Source organism: Clostridium sp. UBA5119 (genome assembly GCF_002414285.1).
In the GTDB taxonomy this organism is placed as follows: domain Bacteria; phylum Bacillota; class Clostridia; order Clostridiales; family Clostridiaceae; genus Clostridium_J; species Clostridium_J sulfidigenes.
Map to the genome: position 1 here is coordinate 5,742 of NZ_DHYX01000107.1, position 22,724 is coordinate 28,465.

General features: G+C 30.5%; 25 protein-coding genes, 1 tRNA gene and 1 pseudogene. 23 read left to right on the plus strand and 4 right to left on the minus strand.

Going from position 1 to position 22,724, the window contains the following annotated elements:
* The 3 genes from B2671_RS16195 to B2671_RS16205 all read left to right on the plus strand — a co-directional run.
* On the plus strand, positions 1–92 hold a 92-nt coding region (locus B2671_RS16195), incomplete at its 5' end, for a hypothetical protein (protein WP_346871366.1).
* Positions 93–174: 82 nt separating this feature from the next.
* Positions 175–762: an HDIG domain-containing metalloprotein gene (locus B2671_RS16200; RefSeq protein ID WP_346871367.1), complete on the plus strand. Its 588-nt coding sequence runs from the start codon at positions 175–177 to the stop codon at positions 760–762.
* A gap of 285 nt (positions 763–1,047) precedes the next feature.
* Positions 1,048–1,401 carry a hypothetical protein gene (locus B2671_RS16205; protein WP_346871329.1) on the plus strand — a complete coding sequence of 118 codons (354 nt, stop codon included), beginning with the start codon at positions 1,048–1,050 and terminating at the stop codon, positions 1,399–1,401.
* A gap of 97 nt (positions 1,402–1,498) precedes the next feature.
* Here the strand turns inward: B2671_RS16205 and B2671_RS16210 are convergent, their stop codons facing one another.
* On the minus strand, positions 1,499–1,927 hold the full coding sequence (locus B2671_RS16210; RefSeq protein WP_035133483.1) for a MarR family winged helix-turn-helix transcriptional regulator: 429 nt from the start codon (positions 1,925–1,927) through the stop codon (positions 1,499–1,501).
* 154 nt (positions 1,928–2,081) lie between these two features.
* On the opposite strand from B2671_RS16210, the gene B2671_RS16215 reads away from it, so the two are divergent.
* The 17 genes and pseudogenes from B2671_RS16215 (at position 2,082) to B2671_RS16295 (ending at position 18,468) form a co-directional block, all read left to right on the plus strand.
* Entirely contained in the window at positions 2,082–2,585 is a 504-nt protein-coding gene (locus B2671_RS16215) for a CarD family transcriptional regulator (RefSeq protein WP_346871330.1), read from the plus strand.
* A gap of 112 nt (positions 2,586–2,697) precedes the next feature.
* Positions 2,698–3,669: pseudogene (recA, locus tag B2671_RS16220) on the plus strand (recombinase RecA); the annotation flags it as partial.
* 159 nt (positions 3,670–3,828) lie between these two features.
* Positions 3,829–4,659 carry an endonuclease VIII gene (locus B2671_RS16225; RefSeq protein WP_346871332.1) on the plus strand — a complete coding sequence of 277 codons (831 nt, stop codon included), beginning with the start codon at positions 3,829–3,831 and terminating at the stop codon, positions 4,657–4,659.
* Positions 4,660–4,941: 282 nt separating this feature from the next.
* On the plus strand, positions 4,942–5,412 hold the full coding sequence (locus B2671_RS16230; protein WP_346871368.1) for a MarR family transcriptional regulator: 471 nt from the start codon (positions 4,942–4,944) through the stop codon (positions 5,410–5,412).
* A gap of 224 nt (positions 5,413–5,636) precedes the next feature.
* The gene (locus B2671_RS16235) at positions 5,637–5,954 is read left to right on the plus strand and encodes a hypothetical protein (protein ID WP_346871369.1); all 318 of its coding nucleotides are present in this window, start codon (positions 5,637–5,639) and stop codon (positions 5,952–5,954) included.
* A 166-nt stretch (positions 5,955–6,120) separates the two neighbouring features.
* A complete protein-coding gene (locus B2671_RS16240) occupies positions 6,121–6,489 on the plus strand; it encodes a GntR family transcriptional regulator (RefSeq protein ID WP_346871333.1) in 369 nt (122 codons plus the stop codon).
* Positions 6,489–7,190: an ABC transporter ATP-binding protein gene (locus B2671_RS16245; protein ID WP_035135480.1), complete on the plus strand. Its 702-nt coding sequence runs from the start codon at positions 6,489–6,491 to the stop codon at positions 7,188–7,190. The genes B2671_RS16240 and B2671_RS16245 overlap by 1 nt, the downstream gene beginning before the upstream one ends.
* On the plus strand, positions 7,184–7,954 hold the full coding sequence (locus tag B2671_RS16250; RefSeq protein ID WP_346871334.1) for an ABC transporter permease: 771 nt from the start codon (positions 7,184–7,186) through the stop codon (positions 7,952–7,954). Before B2671_RS16245 ends, B2671_RS16250 begins: the two co-directional genes overlap by 7 nt.
* A 335-nt stretch (positions 7,955–8,289) precedes the next feature.
* Positions 8,290–9,399, plus strand: a complete 1,110-nt coding sequence (locus tag B2671_RS16255) for a peptidase S41 (RefSeq protein WP_346871335.1) — start codon at positions 8,290–8,292, stop codon at positions 9,397–9,399.
* Positions 9,400–9,551: 152 nt separating this feature from the next.
* On the plus strand, positions 9,552–10,754 hold the full coding sequence (locus tag B2671_RS16260) for a phosphoenolpyruvate hydrolase family protein (RefSeq protein WP_346871336.1): 1,203 nt from the start codon (positions 9,552–9,554) through the stop codon (positions 10,752–10,754).
* A 157-nt stretch (positions 10,755–10,911) separates the two neighbouring features.
* Entirely contained in the window at positions 10,912–12,120 is a 1,209-nt protein-coding gene (locus tag B2671_RS16265; protein WP_346871337.1) for a Tm-1-like ATP-binding domain-containing protein, read from the plus strand.
* A gap of 39 nt (positions 12,121–12,159) precedes the next feature.
* A complete protein-coding gene (locus tag B2671_RS16270; protein ID WP_346871338.1) occupies positions 12,160–12,990 on the plus strand; it encodes a phosphoenolpyruvate hydrolase family protein in 831 nt (276 codons plus the stop codon).
* Positions 12,991–13,182: 192 nt separating this feature from the next.
* Entirely contained in the window at positions 13,183–14,316 is a 1,134-nt protein-coding gene (locus B2671_RS16275) for a cysteine desulfurase family protein (RefSeq protein WP_346871339.1), read from the plus strand.
* A 1-nt stretch (position 14,317) separates the two neighbouring features.
* Positions 14,318–15,466, plus strand: a complete 1,149-nt coding sequence (gene thiI / locus B2671_RS16280; protein ID WP_346871340.1) for a tRNA uracil 4-sulfurtransferase ThiI — start codon at positions 14,318–14,320, stop codon at positions 15,464–15,466.
* 285 nt (positions 15,467–15,751) lie between these two features.
* Complete coding sequence (locus B2671_RS16285) at positions 15,752–16,327, plus strand: class I SAM-dependent methyltransferase (RefSeq protein WP_346871341.1); 576 nt, start codon at positions 15,752–15,754, stop codon at positions 16,325–16,327.
* On the plus strand, positions 16,324–17,187 hold the full coding sequence (locus B2671_RS16290; RefSeq protein ID WP_346871342.1) for a class I SAM-dependent methyltransferase: 864 nt from the start codon (positions 16,324–16,326) through the stop codon (positions 17,185–17,187). The genes B2671_RS16285 and B2671_RS16290 overlap by 4 nt, the downstream gene beginning before the upstream one ends.
* A gap of 6 nt (positions 17,188–17,193) precedes the next feature.
* Positions 17,194–18,468, plus strand: a complete 1,275-nt coding sequence (locus B2671_RS16295; protein ID WP_346871343.1) for a radical SAM protein — start codon at positions 17,194–17,196, stop codon at positions 18,466–18,468.
* A gap of 40 nt (positions 18,469–18,508) precedes the next feature.
* Here the strand turns inward: B2671_RS16295 and B2671_RS16300 are convergent, their stop codons facing one another.
* Together B2671_RS16300 and B2671_RS16305 are read right to left on the minus strand one after the other, a co-directional pair.
* The gene (locus tag B2671_RS16300) at positions 18,509–19,144 is read right to left on the minus strand and encodes a chloramphenicol acetyltransferase (protein ID WP_346871344.1); all 636 of its coding nucleotides are present in this window, start codon (positions 19,142–19,144) and stop codon (positions 18,509–18,511) included.
* Between the two features lie 232 nt (positions 19,145–19,376).
* Positions 19,377–19,452, minus strand: a tRNA-Met gene (locus B2671_RS16305).
* Positions 19,453–19,623: 171 nt separating this feature from the next.
* Here B2671_RS16305 and B2671_RS16310 point away from each other — a divergent pair.
* The gene (locus tag B2671_RS16310) at positions 19,624–19,935 is read left to right on the plus strand and encodes a hypothetical protein (protein WP_346871345.1); all 312 of its coding nucleotides are present in this window, start codon (positions 19,624–19,626) and stop codon (positions 19,933–19,935) included.
* A gap of 221 nt (positions 19,936–20,156) precedes the next feature.
* Here B2671_RS16310 and B2671_RS16315 read toward each other — a convergent pair whose 3' ends face one another.
* Positions 20,157–20,861 (minus strand): DUF421 domain-containing protein, encoded by a 705-nt coding sequence (locus B2671_RS16315; RefSeq protein ID WP_346871346.1) that lies wholly within the window; start codon positions 20,859–20,861, stop codon positions 20,157–20,159.
* A gap of 283 nt (positions 20,862–21,144) precedes the next feature.
* Here B2671_RS16315 and B2671_RS16320 point away from each other — a divergent pair, with 283 nt between their 5' ends.
* Positions 21,145–21,642 (plus strand): GNAT family N-acetyltransferase, encoded by a 498-nt coding sequence (locus tag B2671_RS16320; protein WP_346871347.1) that lies wholly within the window; start codon positions 21,145–21,147, stop codon positions 21,640–21,642.
* Between the two features lie 209 nt (positions 21,643–21,851).
* On the plus strand, positions 21,852–22,691 hold the full coding sequence (locus B2671_RS16325) for a hypothetical protein (protein ID WP_346871348.1): 840 nt from the start codon (positions 21,852–21,854) through the stop codon (positions 22,689–22,691).
* The last annotated feature ends 33 nt before the right edge of the window (positions 22,692–22,724 follow it).

The following is a 22,724-nucleotide window of genomic DNA, read 5'->3' on the forward strand; positions in this document are numbered from 1 at the left end:
AGAAGGGAATATCAAAAAATCAAATTAAGATTCCAAGGGTTATATCTAATAATAGGAGTATATTAGATATTATTAATAGAAATAAGATATAATATACTTCTTCAATATTATTTGTATTAATAATATTCTTAAAATATAATAATATTAATAAAGTTTTTATAGGAGGATATTATGATGATAACAAGAGAGGAAGCGTTGGAACTACTTACCGAATACAATAAAGAAGAATTTCATATTCAACATGCGTTAACGGTTGAAGGTGTTATGAATTATTTTGCAAAGAAACTTGGATATGAAGATGAAGCAGAATTTTGGTCTAGAGTTGGATTGCTTCATGATTTAGATTTTGAAATGTATCCAGAACAACATTGTAGCAAAACTCAAGAAATCATGAGACAATGTGGTCTTGATGAAAGATTAATAAGAGCAGTAGCTAGCCATGGATATGGACTTTGTGCAGAAGAACAACCAAAACCAGAACATGAGATGGAAAAGATATTATTTTCAGTGGATGAACTTACTGGATTAATTGGTGCAGCTGCAAGAATGCGTCCATCTAAGAGTGTTATGGATATGGAACTTTCAAGTCTTAAGAAAAAGTTCAAAGATAAGAAATTTGCTGCTGGATGTTCAAGGGATGTAATTAAACAAGGAGCAGAAATCCTTGGTTGGGAATTAGATAAATTATTTGAAGAAACAATTCTAGCTATGCGTTCTTGTGAGGATTTCATCAATAATAAAATGGAATTATATAACAATTAGTAGATTATAATGGATAATTTTTATACTTATGTAACCATATGGGTAAGTCAATTTGACAAGTAAAAGTAAAAATGATATTATTATATTGTCAGTGTGTATGAAAACTCAAGACCATCTGAAGGTGGTTTTGAGTTTTTTTATAATAAGGTTTCTTACAAAGCTATGAGTCGTTGGTTTATGCTATAGGTAATGATATTTTAAAAGGAAAAATAGCATGAAAGAAGAATGGCTGAAAGTAAAAATTATTAAAACACTAGTTTGAAATTAGAGAGGAGACGGTCAAGAATGAATATAAAAAATGAGCAAGTTAATCATATTAAATTCGGATCAGGAGTCATAACGGAGGTAGAGGGCGATAAGATATTAGTGGAATTTCAAGATAACCTTGGAGTAAAAGCTTTTGTATATCCAGAAGCATTTAAAATGTTTCTAGAAGCAGTAAATGAGGAAGTTCAGAATAGTATATTAGAAAAATTGCATATAAAGCAAGAGCAGTCAAAAGCTAAACTAGAAGAGAAAAGAAATGAAGAAAAACAGGAAAAAGAAATACTTGAAAAAGCTGCAAAGGAAGAGAAAAAAATATTACTTGCAGAAAAGAGAGCAGCAGCAAAACTTGCAAAAGCAAAAGATGCAAAATAATCAGTAGTTGTTGATAAATATAGAGTCATTGCATAGCCTTATGATTCTAAAGATATAATAAAAACACATTAGCAGAGAGATAAGGCTATTTTATTAGCTATATGTCCCATTCTAGTTTTAACATATCTTTAAGTATTTCTACCTTATCAGTTCCAATTTTCTCACATAGTGTTTGCTCTATGGCTGCCTTTTGAGATAAATTTATCTCATAACATTCTTCACCTAAGGGAGTCAACTGCAAACATTTATCCCTATTATTGTTTGTTGAATTTGTAATTTCAATTAAGCCCTTTGCTTCAAGATTTTTTACAAATTTATGAGTTGCCTGTCTAGAGATATCAACATGTTTTGTAACGTAAGATAGAGTTGTCTTTTTATTATATATTCTTGCCATGATATACCATTCAGAGTTTGAAATATGTATATCACTACTATCATTCCATGATTTTTCACATATTCTACGAAGTAGAACGTGACGCTCACTTATTAAATCAATTAAATGTAAATTTTGTAATTCAGAATTCAATGGCTTCACTCCAATCATTATCTTTACTAAAATAATATACAAATAATATACATAATTCATTAAGAATTGTCAATTTAATTGACAATTTGTTAAATTTAATGTACAATGAAATTAGTCAACTTAGTTGACAAAGTACAACAAGGGAGAAATTGAAATGTTTAATATTGGAGAATTAATAATTTATTCGGCCCATGGAATTTGCCGTGTAGATGACATATGTGAACAAAAAATAGGTGGTAAAAAAAGAAATTACTATAAATTGCACCCAGTGGACGATAGTTCATTAAGTATAAGCGTCCCAGTTGAGAGTGATAAGGTAGCCATGTTACAGCTTGTAAATAAAGAAGAGGCAGAAGAACTCTTAGAATCCTTCAGGGAACCAGGTGTAGATTGGATAGAAGCGAATGCTGAAAGAAACCAAGTATATTCTAAGGTTGTAAAGAATGGAGATCGTAAAGAAATCTCTAAGATAATAAGTACTTTAATGAGGAAAAAGCTTAAAATTGAAGCAGAAGGAAGGAAATTTCATCAGCAAGATATAAAACTTTTAACTTATGTTCAAAGTATATTGTTTACAGAATTAGCATTCAAATTAAACACAACTTTTGAAGTAATAAATAGAAAAGTTGCTAGATTAATTAATGAAAATGACTACTAAATATGATTATAATAGAAGTGCATGCTAAACAGGGTTGTTTTACTCAGTAGAAGTTAAAAAAGGTGAGACATAATATAAGCTATAATGGCTTTTGAAAGGGTAGTTGATAAAAATGAATATAAGTAATGATAGAAGTATGGCCATAGAAACAGTTATGAACCATATAGAAAAACAATTTGGAAAAGGTTCCGTAATGAAGCTTGGAGGAACCTCAACAATGGATATAGAAGCTATCCCGACAGGATGTCTTGCTTTAGATATAGCCCTTGGCGTTGGAGGAGTTCCAAAGGGTAGAATAGTGGAGATATATGGACCAGAGTCTTCTGGTAAAACAACAGTAGCACTACATATAGTGGCAGAAGCTCAAAAAAGTGGTGGTGCAGCAGCTTATATCGATGCGGAACATGCTTTGGATCCATCCTATGCAAAAAAACTGGGTGTTAATACTGATGATCTGATTATTTCTCAACCTGATACTGGAGAACAAGGCCTGGAAATAGCTGAAGCTCTTGTAAGATCAAATGCTTTAGATGTCCTTGTGGTTGACTCTGTTGCTGCTCTTGTTCCAAGAGCTGAAATAGAAGGTGACATGGGGGATTCTCATATAGGATTGCAGGCAAGGTTAATGTCACAAGCCTTAAGAAAACTAACTGGATCAATCAATAAATCTAAATGTGTTGTTATATTTATAAACCAACTAAGAGAAAAAATAGGTATTATGTTTGGTAATCCTGAAACAACAACAGGTGGAAGAGCGCTGAAGTTTTATTCATCACTTAGGCTTGATATAAGGAAAACAGATATTATAAAAGTAGGTGAAGATATTCTTGGAAGTAGAACAAGGATAAAAGTAACCAAAAATAAGGTTGCTCCGCCTTTCAAGCTAGCTGAATTCGATATAATGTACAATGAAGGAATTTCCAAGGAAGGTGCACTTATCGATATAGCAGTTAAGGAAGATATAGTTAAAAAAAGTGGATCTTGGTTTTCTTATAAAGATGCTAGACTTGGTCAAGGAAGAGAAAATTCTAAGTTATATCTAAAAGAAAATCCTGAAATAGCTCTTGAAATAGAAAATANNATAATCTTAAATTAGTAAAACAGACTAAGGAAGATGAATAAATGTTTTAAATATTAAAGAAAGAGAATCATCCTATTATGGAGATTCTCTTTCTTTTATTTTTTTTGCAGTAAGTATATAATGGAATAATAATAAATAATTAACATAATTGGAGGGATAACAATGATTGAGATACCGGAAGCTTTAACACTTGCAGGACAGATTAACAATACAATTAAGGGAAAGAAGATTGTGAATGTTGTTGCTGCTCATAATCCACATAAGTTTGCGTGGTATCATGGAGATCCACAAAAATACCATGAAATACTTGTAGGGAAGACTATTAATATGGCAACTGCCTACGGAGGTATGGTTGAAATTAGTGCTGATAATACATCAATATTAATTGGTGATGGGGTAGGATTTAGATATCGTGACAGTGATGAAAAACGTCCGGCCAAACATCAACTTCTGTTAGAATTTAATGATTCATCTGAAGTTAGTGCATCGGTTCAGATGTATGGAGGAATATGGTGTTTTAATACCAAAGAAGGGTTTCCCAATAATTATTATCAGGTTACAAAGGAAAAACCATCTCCACTTTCTTATGAATTTAATGAAACTTATTTTGATAAACTGATATCCTCACAGGGTTTACAGAAGCTAAGTATAAAAGCATTTCTTGCTACAGAACAGCGAATACCTGGCCTTGGAAATGGAGTGCTACAAGATATTTTATGGCAGGCTAAAATTCATCCAAAACGAAAAATTAATACATTAAAAGATGAAAATAAAGAAGTTTTATATATTTCCATTAAAACTGTTCTTTCTAAAATGACAGAACTGGGTGGAAGAGATACAGAAAAGGATCTACATGGAAACAATGGTGGATATAAAACTATGATGAGCAAAAATAGTGTAGGCTCTTCTTGTGTTTCTTGTGGTGAAATTATAAAAAAGGAAAACTATTTAGGTGGTAGCATTTATTACTGTGAGAATTGTCAGTTACTTTAACTCAATAATATAAAATTAATAATGTACTTTTATAGTTAGATATAGAAAAAGTATATAAATGCTAGTATAAAAAATTAATAAGGAGTAGAGCTTTTAATTAGATGAGGTTTTACTAAAACATATAAAATGACCTAAAAGAAGCCATAAGAAGAATTATTCTTATGGCTTCTTTTATCAAATTGTATTAATAATGGAATTATAATAGTAAATTAGTACTTATGCAAAATTGTTGACATGGAAACAAAAAGATGATAGTATTGTTTACAAGGAAACAATATGGAGGTGTTTAAAGTAGATAATATTAATATTATTATGAAAAGTTTTAAAGAAATATATGAAAAGGAAGAGATTTTAGGTAAGTTGGCTTTGGGTAGTGAATATGAAAATTATGGGGTTTCAGAAATACACTGTATAGATCTAATAGGAAAAATAGAAAATCCTAATGTTACTAAAATATCCCAAAGTATGAATATGACAAGAGGTGCTATTAGTAAGATAACTAAAAGGCTTCTAAATAGTAATCTTATTGATAAATATAAAAATCCTAATAATGATAAGGAGATATATTTCAAATTAACGGAGTCAGGTGAAGAGTTATATAAATATCATGAAATAAAGCATAAGCAATGGGAAGCAAGAAATAGGATATTTTTTAAAAATGTAGATAAGAAGGAAGAAAAAATTGTAACTAATTTCTTGATTAAATTTAATAGTTATTTAGACGAACTAATAGAAACAGAAGGAGAAATATAATATGAATTTACACTTAACAGATTTTAACATTCCGGTAGAAATATTAAAGTGGGGAGACTCACAGCCGGCACACCAAAGGCAACATATAGGAACTCATATAGATTGCTACAATCTATCCAATATAGAATTACCATCACAAATAGATGTTAAGGTAATAGATGCTAGGAAAATAGATATTATAGACGTTAACATATTNNTTATCAATTAAAGCAGGTTCCTTTGTAATATTTAGAACGGGTTACTTAGAAACCTATGGATATGGAAGTGATGAGTATTTTAATTCTAAGCCTAGTCCATATTTAACTAATGAGCTTATAGATAGATTATTAGACTGTAATGTAAAATTAATAGGCATTGATCTAAGTGGAATACAACATGGAAAAGATCACGTAGCAATAGATAAATATGTTGAAAATAAAGGAGCCTATGTTATAGAAAATATATGTAATTTACATAAGGTTACTACAGAATTCAAGGCAAATTTAAAATGGATTCAACTAGAAGGTGCTACAGCAATAAAAGTTGAGATTGAAACTATATAAATTTATATATTATAAAGTAAAGATTAAAATTCAGAGAAAGATTAAACTTCCTCTGAATTTTATTTTTGATATTTATGGAAATAGGTATTGACAGAAGCAATTGTAGGTTGTATTATTGTATTAAGATGTTAGTACAACAACACAGTAATACAAGAGAGGTGATTAGATGGCATGGGAATTTAAGGACCAAAGGCCTATATATATTCAATTAATTGAGCAGATTAAACTAAAGATAATTTCAGGAGAATACAAGCCAGGACAAAAGTTTCCAACGGTAAGAGAGCTTGCTGAAGAGGCATCAGTTAATCCTAATACTATACAAAAGGCTTTAGCAGAGTTAGAACGGTCAGGGTTTGTTTATAGTCAAAGGACTAGTGGAAGATTTATCACGGAGGATATAGATATGATAAAAGAGATTAAACTGGATATAGCTAAAGACCAAGCAATAAATTTTCTTAAGAGTATGAAAAGTTTAGGACTTAGTAATGAGGATATCATGGAATTTCTAGGGGAAATGGCAAAAGAGATGAAGTAATGGGTGAACCAATTTTTCAGTGTAAGGAATTAGTTAAAAAATATGACAATAAGGAAGCACTTAAAGGTATTAATTTAACTTTAGAAAAAGGTAAAATAGTTGGACTTTTAGGTCCTAATGGTAGTGGTAAAACGACTTTAATAAAGCTAGCTAATGGGTTATTAAAACCAACGTCAGGAGAAGTAAAGATAGCAGGGCTTCCTCAGGGCATAGAAACTCAAAAGATAGTTTCTTACCTCCCTGAAAGAACCTATCTTAATGATTGGATGAAGGTATCTGATATTATAAATTTTTTCAAAGACTTCTATGAGGATTTTGATGAAAAGAGAGCCTATGATATGCTAAGCAAGTTAAATATTGAATCAAATGTTAAGCTTAAGACCTTATCAAAAGGAACAAAAGAAAAGGTTCAACTTATTTTAGTTATGAGTAGGCAAGCAGAGTTATACTTTTTAGATGAGCCTATTGCAGGGGTAGACCCAGCAGCAAGGGACTATATTTTAAACACAATAATAAGCAATTATAACGAAAATGCAACTGTAGTAATTTCAACTCATCTAATAGCAGATATAGAGAAAGTTCTCGATGATGTTGTTTTTATATCAAATGGAGAAATAATGCTACAAAAAAGTGTAGATGAAATAAGAGAAAGTAGCGGAAAGACAGTAGATGAACTATTTAGGGAGGTATTTAGATGCTAAGAAAATTAATGAAATATGAATTTAAGGCTACAGGCAGAATAATGCTACCTCTTTATGGAGCTTTGCTTGGATTTTCAATTATTAATAAGATATTTATTGGAACTAATATGGCTGAGGTAAATATGGATTTCTTAGGTGGAATTCCTGCCATTATAACAATGATAGGATATTTCGTAACTATGGTGGCAGTTTTTGTGGGAACACTTTTTATAACTGTACAAAGATTTTATAAAAACCTATTTGGTGATGAAGGATATTTAATGAATACTATCCCGGTAAAAAGTTATCAAAATATAGTTAATAAATTAGTAGTATCTATGGTATGGACTATAATAAGTGGTTTCATAGCTGCAACATCTATATTTGTAATGGCCTATGAACCAGGGGTATTAAAAGAAGTAATTAGAGGATTTAAAAATATTTACTCTGAAATTGGGTTAAATGTTTTCGGTATAATAGAATTTACAATATTTGGAATTGTATCTTTAGCTCATCAAATTATGATGCTTTATGCATCACTTTCTATAGGTCAGTTGTTTAAATCAAAAAAATTATTAGGAGGATTTGCTGGATTTATGATATTAAGCATTGCTCAACAATCAATACTAGGAATAGGTATGACTATATTAGTTGCAAGTGATAGTTTTATTTATCTATCTTCACACTATGCAATACTTTGTGGAATTATAGTTTGTTTAATTTTCTTCACAATTTTATTCTGTATAACTAACTACATCATGAAGAATAAGCTTAATCTAGAATAGTAAAAAAATTTAAAGCTCCAGTTTTAGTAATAAACTTAAACTGGAGCTTTATTTTTTATTAAACTATTTATATACAGAACTATTAAACTATAAATATATGAACCTATTTAACTATTTAACTATTTGTTGTATCCGTGCGGGTTTCAGGGGTTTTCCTATTTTAAAAGCGGCATTAAGTATACTTAAACAATGGATAAAGAATATGATCTAATATAGAAATCATATTTTAAAATATAACTATTTAAGCATTAGATTTTATGTTAAAGTCTTAGTAACATGATTAATTTAGGAATTATTTACTAAGGGGACATAAATAAAGAGGTGAGCGTAATATTATGAAAAGCCAATGGGAAGAAAAATGGTTAGAAGATATAGAGTTTCTGAGAGAAAATCTCATAGAAAAGCATAAAAATTTATTTTTTAATATAAGTAGGGAAGAGTTTGATAGCAGGATAGATAAATTAAAGTCAATGATAGGTGACCTTGATTATGAAGAGATGAAGGTAGAGATTTCAAGGATGGTTGCCTCAATTGGAGATGCCCATACATCAGTTGCATTTCCTGCTAATAAGTATTTGCCTATTAAGTTTTATTGGTTTGAGGATGGAATATATATAATAAGAACTAGTGAAGTTTATAAGGATTTATTATTTAAGAAAGTTATAGCAATTGAAGATGTTAGCATGGATAAAATCCTTCATGAACTTTCAGAAATTATATCCTTTGAAAATGAATATTTTTTTAAGGCTCAGAGTATGAAGTATATGCAGGTTGCAGAAGTTTTATATGGATTATTGATATCAGATTCTATGGATAATATAAAAATAACAACAGAACACAATACAGTTAAAGTTAAAACAGTTAATATTAGTGAACTAAAATATTCAGACAGTCAATTGCCCTTATATGCAAGAAGACCTAATGAGAATTTGTGGTATAAATATTTAGAAGATAAAGAGGAACTTTACATAAAGTATAATTATTGTAGGGAAGATGAAAATAAAAAAATTAGTACAAAAATAGCAGAGATTATAAACTTTATAGAGAAAAATTCTATTGGTAAAATCACTATAGATTTAAGAAATAATCTGGGTGGTGATTCCAGATTATTAGAACCTTTATTATGCTATATAAAGAATAATCCTAGAATTAACAATAAGGAAAAACTGAAAGTAATAATAGGAAGAGAGACTTTTTCATCAGGATTACTTAATGCTTATCAATTCAAATTTGAGACAAACTGTGTTATTTGGGGAGAACCTTCAGGAGGAAAACCTAATTGTTATGGAGAGATATTAAGATTTGTTTTACCAAATAGTAAGTTTAGTGTTAGCTACTCTACTAGATATTATAAATTGATAGATGATGATAGTATTATGTCTCTGTATCCAGATAAGACTCTATATGAAAAAATTGAGGATTATATAAATTTGGAAGAGATATAAATGAATAAACAAGATATACTATTTAAAAATGAAGAGGGTGTGTTTAGTTATCGTATTGAAGTAATGTTAATGAAAAAAAGCCTTAACCATTGAAATTGATCAGGGCTGTTCCTTTATAAAGAGTTTGATGAAAAAATAAGAGGTTCGAAAGTATGAAAAGAAAAAAGTTATTAGAGAATATCAATATACAAATAAAGAATGGAAATCATATTATTAGTGTAGCAACAGGTACAGGAATGACGGCAAAATATGCTGAAAAGGGTGGAGCTGATTTTATTTTAGTGCTAAATTCGGGTAGATTTCGGCAAATGGGGAGAAGTTCATTGGCAGGTTATTTACCATTTTGTAATAGCAATGATATGGTAATGGACTTTGCTTCAAAAGAGATAATACCATTGGTAAAAGATATGCCTATTATATTTGGACTCAATGCAACGGACCCTCTAAAGAATATGGAAAGTTACATAGATAAAATAAAGGATATGGGCTTTTCAGGTATTAATAACTATCCTACAGTTGGACTTATAGACAGTCAGTTCAGTGAAGCTCTTGAAGAAGAAGGATGTAATTATTTAATTGAAGTAGAAGCAATAAGAATAGCCCATGAAAAAGACATGTTTACAGTTGCTTTTGTATTTAATGAAATGCAAGCGGAGCAGATGATTATTGCAGGAGCTGACGTCATTTGCGTACATCTAGGTCTAACAGGGGGAGGATTGTTAGGAGCAAAAAAAGTTTTTTCACTGGAAGCTGCAAAGGTTAAAGCAGAGAACATATTTAATAGATGTAATGAGTTAAAACCAGAGGTAATTAAATTAATATATGGTGGACCTGTAAAAACACCAATCGATATTCAGTACATGTATAGTAATATTGAAGATTTAATGGGATATATAGGTGGATCAACATTTGAAAGAATTCCATCGGAAAAGTCTATTACAAACATAACAAAAGCTTTTAAAGTTTCAACTCAGTTAGATGAAGATGATTTAATAATTAAAATGTTAGATGGAGTTAAAAAGCACTATAATTATGTTGAATTTGTAAAGGAGTACGTTGCCCAAAATTATATGAATGATGTTTCATTTCTAGACTTAGCCAAAGTAGCTCATGTATCAAGGGGTTACTTAAGCAGTTTATTTAAAAAAGAAGTTGGTTGTAGTTTTCCAGAGTATCTAGTTAAATTTCGTGTAAATAAAGCAGCAGAAATTATAAATAAAGAGAATATCCAATTGTCAGACTTAGCACCATTAGTTGGTTATAAAGATTATGTGCAGTTTAGCANNTTTAGCAAAATGTTTAAAAAGTATAAGGGGTGTTCGCCAAAACAATATAAGTTTAGAAATATGACATAAACACAAAAATATAGTACATAGCAACGTTTACATAAAGAGACGAAAAACGTATGATTAACTTATAAATATCATACGTTTTATAAGACGATTATCTTAGTCATTTATCTAATATTGTACAGACTAGATAAAAGAAAATTTATGTAGGGAGATTAAAGAAATGAAGACAATCGCTATTGCAGGAACATTTGACACTAAAGGCACTGAATATTTATACGTAAAAGAACTAATTGAAGGTTTAGGTTTATGTACTTTTACCATTCATACCGGTGTATTTGAGCCAGCTTTTGAACCAGATGTATCAAACAATGAAGTTGCAAAGGCAGCAGGCTCAAACATGGAAACGCTAGTATCTAAAAAAGATAGGGCATTAGCAACAGAAATATTATCAAAAGGCATGGAAAAGTTATTACCTGAATTATATAAACAGGGTAAGTTTGATGGTATTATATCCTTTGGTGGAACTGGAGGAACTTCATTAGTAACTCCAGCTATGAGGGCACTGCCTATAGGTGTGCCAAAGGTTATGGTTTCAACGGTTGCTTCAGGCAATACTGAACCTTATGTAGGTACCAGCGATATTATTATGATGCCTTCTGTGGTGGATGTTGCAGGTCTTAACTCTATTTCAACAATGATTTTTACAAATGCAGTATTTGCAATTGCAGGTATGGTTAAGTTTGAAAATACAAAAGTTGTAGAGAAAAAGCCATTAGTTGCTGCAACTATGTTTGGTGTAACAACTCCATGTATAACAGCTGCAAGGGAATACCTTGAAAAGAGAGGGTATGAAGTTCTTGTATTTCATGCAACAGGTGTAGGTGGACGTTCAATGGAAGCACTTATCCATGGAGGCTTCATCGAAGGCGTATTAGACCTTACTACCACAGAATGGGTAGATGAAGTTATTGGTGGTGTTTTAAATGCAGGACCTCATCGTTTAGAGGCAGCAGGCAAAAATAAAATACCACAAGTTGTATCAGTAGGTGCCCTTGATATGTGTAATTTTGGACCATATGAAACAGTTCCGGAGAAGTTTATAACACGTAACTTATATAAACATAATCCTTCAGTAACACTTATGAGAACAAATAAAGAGGAAAATGAAGCAATTGGTATGAGACTGGTTGAAAAATTAAATCTAGCTAAAGGAAAAACAGCTTTATTCATACCTCTAAAAGGAGTATCTGCTATTGATGTAGAAGGTCAGCCTTTTTATGGGCCAGAAGAGGATGCGGTATTATTTAATATATTAAAAAATGGTGTAAACAGAAATGTTGTAGAAGTAGTAGAAATGAATTGCGCCATTAATGAAGTAGAGTTTGCAGAAGCTGCCGCACAAAAATTAATAGATATGATGAAAAAATAGTAAATTAATAAATCTAAATAATAGAAGGAGGCTTTATTGATGAATACAATGACAAGAAACGAAATTATGACAAAGTTCAAGGAACAGGTTAAAAATGGGCAAACATTATTAGGTATAGGAGCTGGAACAGGTATTACGGCAAAATTCAGTGAAGCTGGTGGAGCAGATATGCTTATAGTTTACAATTCAGGCAGATACAGAATGGCAGGAAGAGGTTCTCTTGCAGGATTACTATCCTATGGAGATGCTAATCAGATTGTAGTTGAAATGGGAGCAGAAGTACTTCCGGTTGTAAAAAATACTCCAGTTCTTGCTGGTGTTTGTGGAACTGACCCATTCAGAGTAATGGAGATTTTTCTTAAACAATTAAAAGCACAAGGTTTTGCAGGAGTTCAAAACTTCCCTACAGTAGGATTAATTGATGGTGTATTTAGGCAGAACCTAGAAGAAACTGGAATGGGTTATGATTTAGAAGTTGAAATGATAAGAAAAGCACATGAACTGGATATGCTTACAACTCCTTATGTATTTGACCCTGACCAAGCAAGAGCAATGGCAGAAGCTGGTGCTGATATATTAGTTGCACACATGGGATTAACTACAAAAGGTACAATAGGAGCACAAACAGCACTTACACTTGATGACTGTGTAAAGAGAATTGAAGCTATTATTAAAGCTGGAAGAGAAGTTAATCCTGATATTATGGTAATCTGCCATGGAGGACCTATTGCGGAGCCAGAAGATGCTGCATATGTAATAGAAAAAACAGAAGGAATTGACGGTTTCTTTGGTGCTTCAAGCATTGAAAGGTTTGCAGCGGAAAAAGGAATAAAATCACAAACAGAAGCGTTTAAAGCAATAAATAAATAACAAATACTTCATTATTATAATAGCCATCAGTTTACTAAACTGATGGCTATTATTATTAAGAAAATTATGGTGGTCTTTTCTCTAACTATTAATGTGCCAAAATCAATGCTCTATCATACTTTTTTCAAAAGTTTATTGCGGTGGAGGAATTATTTGATATAATAAGTAGAATAATAGATTAGGAGTGGTTTTATGCAAGTGTATTTTGATAACAGTGCCACCACTGAGCCTTATGGTGAGGTAATAGATGCTGTGGTACATACAATGAAAAATAATTTTGGAAATCCTTCATCCGCTCATGGTTTAGGCCTTAAGGCAGAAAGAGCTCTTAATGAATCAAGAGATAAAGTAGCTAAGACTATTAATTGTACCAAGGATGAAATAATATTTACTTCTGGTGGAAGTGAAAGCAATAATTTTTTAGTAAAAGGTTTTACTGGGGTAGGTGCGCACATAATAACTAGTGAAATTGAACATCCTAGCGTACTTAATACCTTTAGGGAATTGGAGGCAGCAGGGGCTAAGGTTACTTATTTAAAGGTTGATAATAAGGGTCGTATATCTCTAGAAGAACTAAAAAGCAACATAAATAGTGACACTCGATTGGTGAGCATAATCCATGTTAATAATGAGCTGGGAGTTGTACAGGATATAGAAGCTATAGGGACATTAATAAAGGAAAAAAGTCCTAGAGTTAAGTTCCATGTAGATGCGGTCCAAAGCTATGGAAAGTTTAAAATAGATGTAAAAAAAGCCCAAATAGATTTGTTATCCGTTAGTGGCCATAAAATTGACGGTCCTAGAGGAGTTGGTTTTTCTTACATAAAAAAAGGATTTAATCCTAAGGCTTTAATAAGCGGAGGTGGACAGGAGAGAAACTTTAGATCAGGTACAGAAAATTTACCGGGTATTATAGGCTTTGTAAAGGCTTCAGATATTATATATAATAATGTTCAACTTAATTATTCAAAGGTAAGTGAGCTTAAAGAATATTTTATAGAAAGACTTAGAGATATAAAAGATATAGTGATAAACAGTCCTTGTGAGGAGTGTTTCAGTCCTTATATTTTAAGTGTTTCCTTTATAGGTGTAAGAGGCGAAGTACTACTACATCTTTTAGAGGAAAAGGGAATATATGTATCTACCGGTTCTGCCTGTTCCGCAAAGAAACAAGGAGATAGCCATGTGCTTAAAGCTATAGGCCTTAATACCCAGGAAACAAAGGGAACCATAAGGTTTAGCTTTAATGAGTTTAATACAAAAGAAGAAGTAGATTACACTATAGAAGTACTAGAAAAAAGTTTGAAATTTTTAAGGAGAAAATAATATGAGAAAACTATTACTTATTAAATATGCATCGGAAATTTTTTTAAAGGGATTAAATAGAAAAATCTTTGAAAAAAAGCTCATGAAAAATATAGATTCAGTACTTAAGGGATGTAGCTATGAATTTATAAACGATCAAGGAAGGTGGTTCCTCTATAGTGAAGATTTGGAGGAGGTAATGTTAAAAGTAAAAAGAGTTTTTGGCGTTTCTGAAGTTTGTTTAGTTACGGAAGTAGAACCTACCATGGAAGCTATCAGTGCCCAAGCGGTTGTGGAGGCTGAGGATTTTGGAGAAACTACCTTCAAAGTTGAAAGTAATCGAGCAAATAAAGCCTTTCTTTTAAATTCTATGGAGATGAGTCGTGAAATTGGTGCTGTAGTCTTAAACGCTGTAGAGGGATTAAGGGTAGATGTTCATAAACCACAAAGAATAATAAATGTGGAAGTAAGAAAAAGGGCTTATGTATATTCTAAAAGGGTAAGAGCTGTAGGAGGAATGCCTTATGGCACCAATGGTAGTACTATGCTTATGCTTTCTGGTGGTATAGATTCTCCTGTTGCCGGATATTTGATGGCAAGACGTGGGGTAGAATTGAACGCTATTTATTTCCACAGCCATCCTTACACTAGTGAAAGAGCTAAAGAGAAAGTAAAAGACTTGGCAAGACTACTAAAGGGCTACACTGGGAAAATCAATCTTTATGTGGCACCTTTCACTAATATTCAAATGGATATAATAGAAAAATGCCCTGAAGATGAGCTTACTATAATAATGAGAAAATTTATGATGAGAGTTGCCTGTGCTGTAGCGGAAAAATATAATATAAACTCTGTAACCACGGGGGAAAGCATAGGCCAGGTAGCAAGTCAAACTATGGAAGGACTCATGGTCAGCAATGACGTGGCAGATAGGCCAGTGTTTAGACCTCTTATCGCCATGGATAAAATAGATATCATGGATATATCTAGAGATATTGGAACCTATGAAACATCTATACTTCCTTATGAAGACTGCTGTACAATATTTGTACCAAAGCATCCAAAAATAAAACCTAGGGTGGACTTAATAAGAAATTCTGAAAGTGCACTGGATATAGATAGACTTGTTCAAGAATGTATAGATAATATGGAGATATACAACGATCTTTAATAATTGAGGTTAAGACATCTTAAAAAAAATTAAATAAGCAAAAGGATGCAGTGATTCTAAACTGCATCCTTTTTTAAAGATGAAAATTTGGATAATCATAGTAAAATGTCGTCTCTGGATTAACAGCATAGTCATTTACTGTGAAACTAAATATGATATGTTTTTTAAACAGAGTCTTAGTAAAAGGTTTTGATTACCTTATAAGTTAAATGTTGTGTAATAGCTGGTGTAAGAATGTTATAATATATTTAGTAAATATTTTTCATGCTGAAGGGCAGGGTGTCTATGGGAAATACTAAGGATTTTGATAAGGTTTATAAATATTATGATAAGTTTATGGCTATTTTTAACTTATATAAGATTAGAGATATAGAAGATGCAGCCAGTATTAATGAGGATGAAGTAGTTGTAGATATAGGGGGAGGCACTGGCTTTTTGGCTCATCATATTTGTAATAGCTGTAATACTGTATATGTCATTGATGAAAGTGAGAAGATGCTTTCTAGGGTAGATGAAAGAGGTAATGTTAAAGTTATAAAAGGTAATGCTTTAAGTACGTCCTTTCACAGTGGTTCTATAGATACAGTTATAATGAGTGATGTTTTTCATCATATCAAAGAACAAGAGGAGCTCATTGCTGAAATAAGTAGGATACTAAAGGATAGTGGAAAGATAGTTATTATGGATTTCCATAAAAATCATATAAGAACCAGGTTGTTAAGAGCATTTGAATTTATTCTCTTTGGAAGATTGTTTTTTAGAACTAAAGATGAAATTAAGGTTTTGCTTGAAGAACATTTTCATATAAGCAAGGTTTATGATAAGGGCTATTATTTTATATTTGTAGGTGAGAAAATATGATAAATAAAATGGTATTTTACTTAAAGGTTGGCTATAAACTCTTTAAAAAAGAAGTTGTAAGCAAAGAAGATTATAGAGCAGAGTACGATAAAGTTTCTAATACCTATAATCATTGGCTCAAAGAAATGGGAACACATTCTGATAATATTATTCATTCAAAGTATATAGATCCAAATAAGGAATTAAAAATACTAGATTTTGCTTGTGGAACAGGATATATAACTAAGGGTCTTTTAGATAAATCTGAAAAATATAAAATCACAGCTGTAGACCAATCAAGTAAAATGCTTGAGAAGTTAAACGCTGTTAATAAGGATAAGGTTACTATTATTAATAGTGATGGTGTTGAATTTTTGAAAAAGTCTAATGAAAAATTTGATGTGATATTTTTTGGTTGGGCACTTTCTTATTTCAATCATCATGAATTATTTAAGCTCTTTAGTAATGTTTTAAAACCCCAGGGTATATTAGCTATAATTACAAATGTTCATGGAACTTTAGATAAGATAGAGGAAATATTTCTAGAAGTGATGAGAGAGAAGGAAAAGGAAGTAATTAAACCTATGGATATAAGATTAAATTTACCAAAGGGGAAGAAAGGTTTAATTAAATGGTGCAGGCAGTACAATTTTAAGGTTTTAGAAGTAGATGAAGGTGAAGTGTTTTTTAGATTTAAGGAGCCAGAGGAACTTATGGAGTGGTTAAATATAACTGGTGCCTTGGCAGGTACTAAGAAAATCTTTAATAATTATAATGAAGTTGAACCTCTTATAGTGGAAAAAATAAAGAAAGAGAAATATAAAAATGAAGCTTATGAAATAAATCATAAATTTGCCTATGGAGTATTTAGAAAGGAATAGAAATGGATGAGCATAAATAATTTAAAAATCATGTCTCAAATGGCTATTGATAAAAATGTTATAAGGAGTATATTTGACATTTATAATATTCTAAGGGAAGATAAGCAGTTTAATCTATTAAAATATATAAAAATGATGAGAAGTTTTATAAAGGGTGAAAAGCTAGTGAAGCATGAGGACAAGTATATACTGAGTACATTTTTACCACCCTTTCCATCTAAGTCCTTTGTACAAAATGTATTAGCAGTTCATGAGCCTAAAAACATATTTACAAAGCAAATCTATGCAGAGAGAACTGCACCTATTTCTATGTATTTATGTATAACACATAAATGTCCTAATAATTGTGTTTATTGTAGTTCAAAAAGTAGACAATTAGGAGAAGAGTTAACAAAGGAACAATGGATTAAGGTTATACAGGAGCTTCAAGAAATGTGCACTCCTATTATTGGAATTACAGGAGGAGAGCCCATGGCACGTGAAGATATATTTGATATAGTAAGAAGTATAGATAATAGAAGTACATCTATTCTATTTACCAGTGGTTTTAATCTAAGCTATGAAAAAGCAAAAAAGTTAAAGGATAGTGGTCTATTTAGTATTGGAATAAGTTTAGATTCTTATGAAAAAGATGTACACAATAAAAATAGAAATAATGAAAATGCCTTTGATTATGCTATTGAAGCTCTTAGAAATGCAAATAAAGCAGGGTTATATGTAATGGCACAAACCGTTATATTGAAAGAAAATCTTGATGAGGAAGAGTTATTTAAGTTATTTAAATTTGCTAAGGATAATGGGGCCCATGAAGTTAAGATACTTGAACCTATCCTAAGTGGCAATCTTTTAACAGAAAAACAATTAAGTAGTGTAATGTATAGTGAAAGTGATAGAGAAAAGCTTATAAAGTTGCAACATAAGGCAAATAGAAGAAGTGATTTACCTAAGATAAGTACCTTTGCTTATACAGAAAGTGAATTAAAATTTGGTTGTGGAGCAGGAAATCAACATTCTTATATAAGTGCTTCGGGAGAATTATATCCCTGTGATTTTGTACCTATGAACTTTGGAAATGTAAAAGAAGAATCTGTAAAAAAATTATGGATTGAAATGAAAAATCATATAGGCAAGCCTAAAGTTGGATGCTTTGCTCAAAAAGTAAATAGGGAAGTATTTAAGCAATCAGAAGGCATACTTCCACTTAGTAAGGAAAAGGCAATAAATATCTGTAATAAGAATAAAAGTGATAGATATCCTAAATATTATAGGGATTTGCAGTAAGGAAATTAAAGGGGCTTTTGAAAAGCTCCTTTAACATGTCTTATAAATATTTTGAAGGATTATCTAAAATATCTTGAATTACTCTAAAATATTGTCCTACATGTAAGCCATCAACTAAGGCATGGTGTACCTGAACAGACAGTGGTAAATTAACTTTACCATTTTCTTCAAAGTATTTACCCCAGGCTATTCTTGGAATACTGTCAACAGGATTTAGCTGAATTGGGTGGGCTACACCAGTAAATGAAACCCAAGGAATACTGGTCATATATAAGAGATCATCACAATTAGATTCATCTTCAATAATGATATTATTTTTTATTTTATCTATTTCTTCAGTTGCACTAATTTTAAAATCATTGAACTGATTTATGAATTTTGCTCTACAAAAACTAAATACTTCATCTTGTCCCATTATAGTAAAAGCAGGATTTATATATTCATGCTCAACTACCTTATCTTCTCTTATCCTATATCTAAATTCTTTTATATCATTTGCTGCTTTTGTAGCTACATATACAAAGGATATGAAAAATGGGATTTCATTTTCCTTAATATAACTATAAAATTTTGTAATATCTACATTACCGCAAATATTAAAATGTGGGTAATCAAAGCCCTTAAAAAAATTATAGTGGTCTTTTCTTTTCCAGCTTTCTATATCTATAAATTTCATTAATATATCACTCTCCATAAAAATAGTAAATTTACCAATAAAATACCACAATTTCCATTTTTAAAAAGTAGTATTATAAAAACTTAAAAATCTCATAGTTAACTTTTGAACTAAATTACAAAGTATAACATTACAATTATATCATTTATATACTTAAGTTTAAATTGAGAAGTTAGGCTAAAAGATAATTCATAAATAAAAAAGATTCTATATTAAATATAGAATCTTTTTATGGTTGCGGGAGCAGGACTTGAACCTACGACCTTCGGGTTATGAGCCCGACGAGCTGCCAACTGCTCCATCCCGCGATATTAAGTTCTTAAGTGTTTCCTTAAGCTTCTTACTCAGTATAGTACTATTAGTGAGATAAGTCAATGGTATTAGCAAAAGAAATATTATATTTTTACGTGTATAATTTAATGAAGATATTTCATTAAGATTTATACATCTAAATAGTCATATTTAAAAGGGAGAAGAGTATGTTAGATTCATTAATAAAATCATTATTTATATTAGTACCAATGATGTTAAGTATGGTGGTTTACTATAACTTTGATAAGGAATATATTATAACTGATAAAATTAGTACAAAAATAAAAATGGACAAGAAATGGCAACCTTTTTTAGTAGTATGTTCTGCTTTTGTATTGCAGATAATTATTGGAATTGTAGGTATTTATTTTCTAGATATTTCTACTAATGTATTCTTCATATTCAGTGGTTTGATAACGGGGATAGCAACAGGTTTTTCAAATAAACTTCAAAATCAAATTAAAGACAAAGAAATATAAAATAATTTAAATTTATATAAATGTACAATATGAAGTGTTAAGAGATAAATTGAGTGACTTCAATGAGCTACTATTAGAATATAGTTTGTTGGAAAAATTAAATAAATATGGATGCTAATAGACATAGGTCAGTTAAAATGTGTCATAATAGGGAGGTTTTTAAAGAAAAAGAGGCTTAAACATATCCATATTATTAATGGATATGCTTAGTCCTCTAGGAATTATTTATATAAAAAAATTTTTAGGTTATCTTTATTGTCTAAGGTGGCAAGTAGAATGTTTTTTATATCAGTTTGATATAACTTTTTTAATCTGGAAATAACCCAGTCTTCATCTTTATTAGTTTGCTTTAGCTCCTCGTAATTAATTCTACCATCCTTAATAATTGTCCTAGGCAAATCAAAGGCTTCTGTTTCCATTTGATAGAATGAAGGCGTAATGGGTTCATATTTTGGATCTAAAAAAACAGAAAATTTTCCATCAGCTTCCCAAATCGCTAATGCTACTTTTTTTATATCTTCTACTTTTTCTTCACGTAATTCTTCTAATAACACATCAAGAGATATTCTTGCTTTTTTTAATCCTTTATAAATAATTTCTCCGTCTTTGATAATTGTGATTGGTTTATGATTAATAAGTATTTTTATAAATGGAAATTTTAGAACACAAAATACTCCAGCAATATATAGGACAACTAATACAATTGTTGAAATGACAGATCCCTCTAATCCAAGGTTTTCATCAGATAATGGATGGGCAATAATATTTCCAATTACTAAAGCAATGACAAAATCAAGGAGTCTTAATTGGGATATGCTACGTTGTCCTAAGACTTTTGCAACAATAACTAAAAAGAAAAAAGCAATAATAGCACGCAAAGCCCACTCCATGATAGTAAGTGTTTCCTGACCTTGTAAAAAATCCATAATGATATCTCCTTTATACTAGAAATCTAAGATATAGTTTATCGTTGATGTTATTTTAACCAATAATTAATGAAAAAATTAGAATGAAAACTTTTAATAATAAATTAAACTATTCTTAAATTCCAGAGAATAATAGTTAAGGTTTTTTATTGTATTACTTATTTTAAGTAGACACTGTAAAATGAATATAATGTCTTATTTATAATCAGCATGATAATTATAATGATGATTGACATGCTATTTATTTTAAATTACCCTATAAAATGGGGGGGGGATTTATAAAATGAATTTAAATGAAATAAAATTAGAACTAGTAACCATAAAATCAAAGGAAAAACTGGAGAATTTGATGAGTATATATTTACATGATTTATCAGAGTTTGCAGATGATTTAAAAATTAATGAAGATGGAAAATTTCAATATGATGGATTAGAAATGTATTTTAAATCAGAAGATTTAGCTCCTTATTTTATAACATATCAAGGAGAAGTGGCAGGTTTTGTTCTTTTTAATACTGGAAAATATGTTCCAAAAGATATTGATTACGTTGTTCATGAGCTATTTCTATTAAAGGGTTTTAGAAAGAAAGGAGTAGGTAATGCTGCAATTAGAATTTTGTTAGATACATACAAGGGTAAATATAAAGTTGAACAAATATCAAGTAATAAGCCTGCAGTGAATTTTTGGAGAAAATTTTATGAAAAACAAGGCATTAAATATATACAATCAAAAGAAATAAATTATGATTTTGAATGTAGTGTTCAGATATTTAATATATAACTAAAAAGGAGATACCATCTTTAAGGGGGTATCTCTTTTAAGTTTATCTAAAGTTACAATGGCATTAGAGTTTTATCTTCTATAATCACTAATTTATTAATTTGGATTGCATAAACTGTAAGTTTATATTAGTTATGTTTAACTATACTATGTAATATATATAAGTATAGGATTATTTATTACAATATTTAAAAGAGGAGATGTATAATATGAATATTCCTGTTTGGGAATATGTAATTTCCATGGGAACTTATTTTATTTTACTTTTATTCATGATTGAATATATGAGGAAACATCACAAATTTGCAGCTATCTTCTGGGTTGCATCTTTATTTACTTTTCCACTTTGGCTTATGGGAGGCATAAATGGTTGGTTTCGTTGGGCAAAAACATTCAGTGCTATATTGCCACTTATAATAGGTGGATTTTTCCGTGTAGCTGATCAAGAACAATATAAAGGACAGTTCTGGGACTTTATGAGAAAGGATTGGATCGTTTGGTTCATTTATGCTGTACTATTCTTAAATATTGCAGAAGCTACCATAAAAGATGTTACTTTAAAAAACTATGGCAATGCGCTTTGTGGATTATTATTATGTTTTACTATTCCATTCCCCAATGGACGAAAATTCTTTAAATTAAGTGCTGAAGATAATAGTATGTTTATAGCTTATACAACTATAGCTTGGAATTTATTATATACAACTTGGAATTTATGCTTTGTTTATGGTGAAACTGGTAAATACTTTGCTAGCTCTATATGCATATTATTGGCAGCAGAAATATATCCAATTATTAAAAGAAAACCTGAACTTTATATAGCAGCTCGTATATATACCTTATCTGCTCACGTATTAATTAGAGCTTGTTTACCTAACTTATTCCCAGCTGTAATGGATGCATCATCATGGTTTAACGCAGATATATTATATGGATGGGGAATATTTAACGGTATAATAATAATTCCTTATGCTTTCTGGTATATATGGCAACTACATTCAGGTAAGGCTGAAGTAAGCTTCATTAGAAGTAATACTTCAGCAATGTAGATAGTAAATCTATATTTATTTTCAGATACCTTA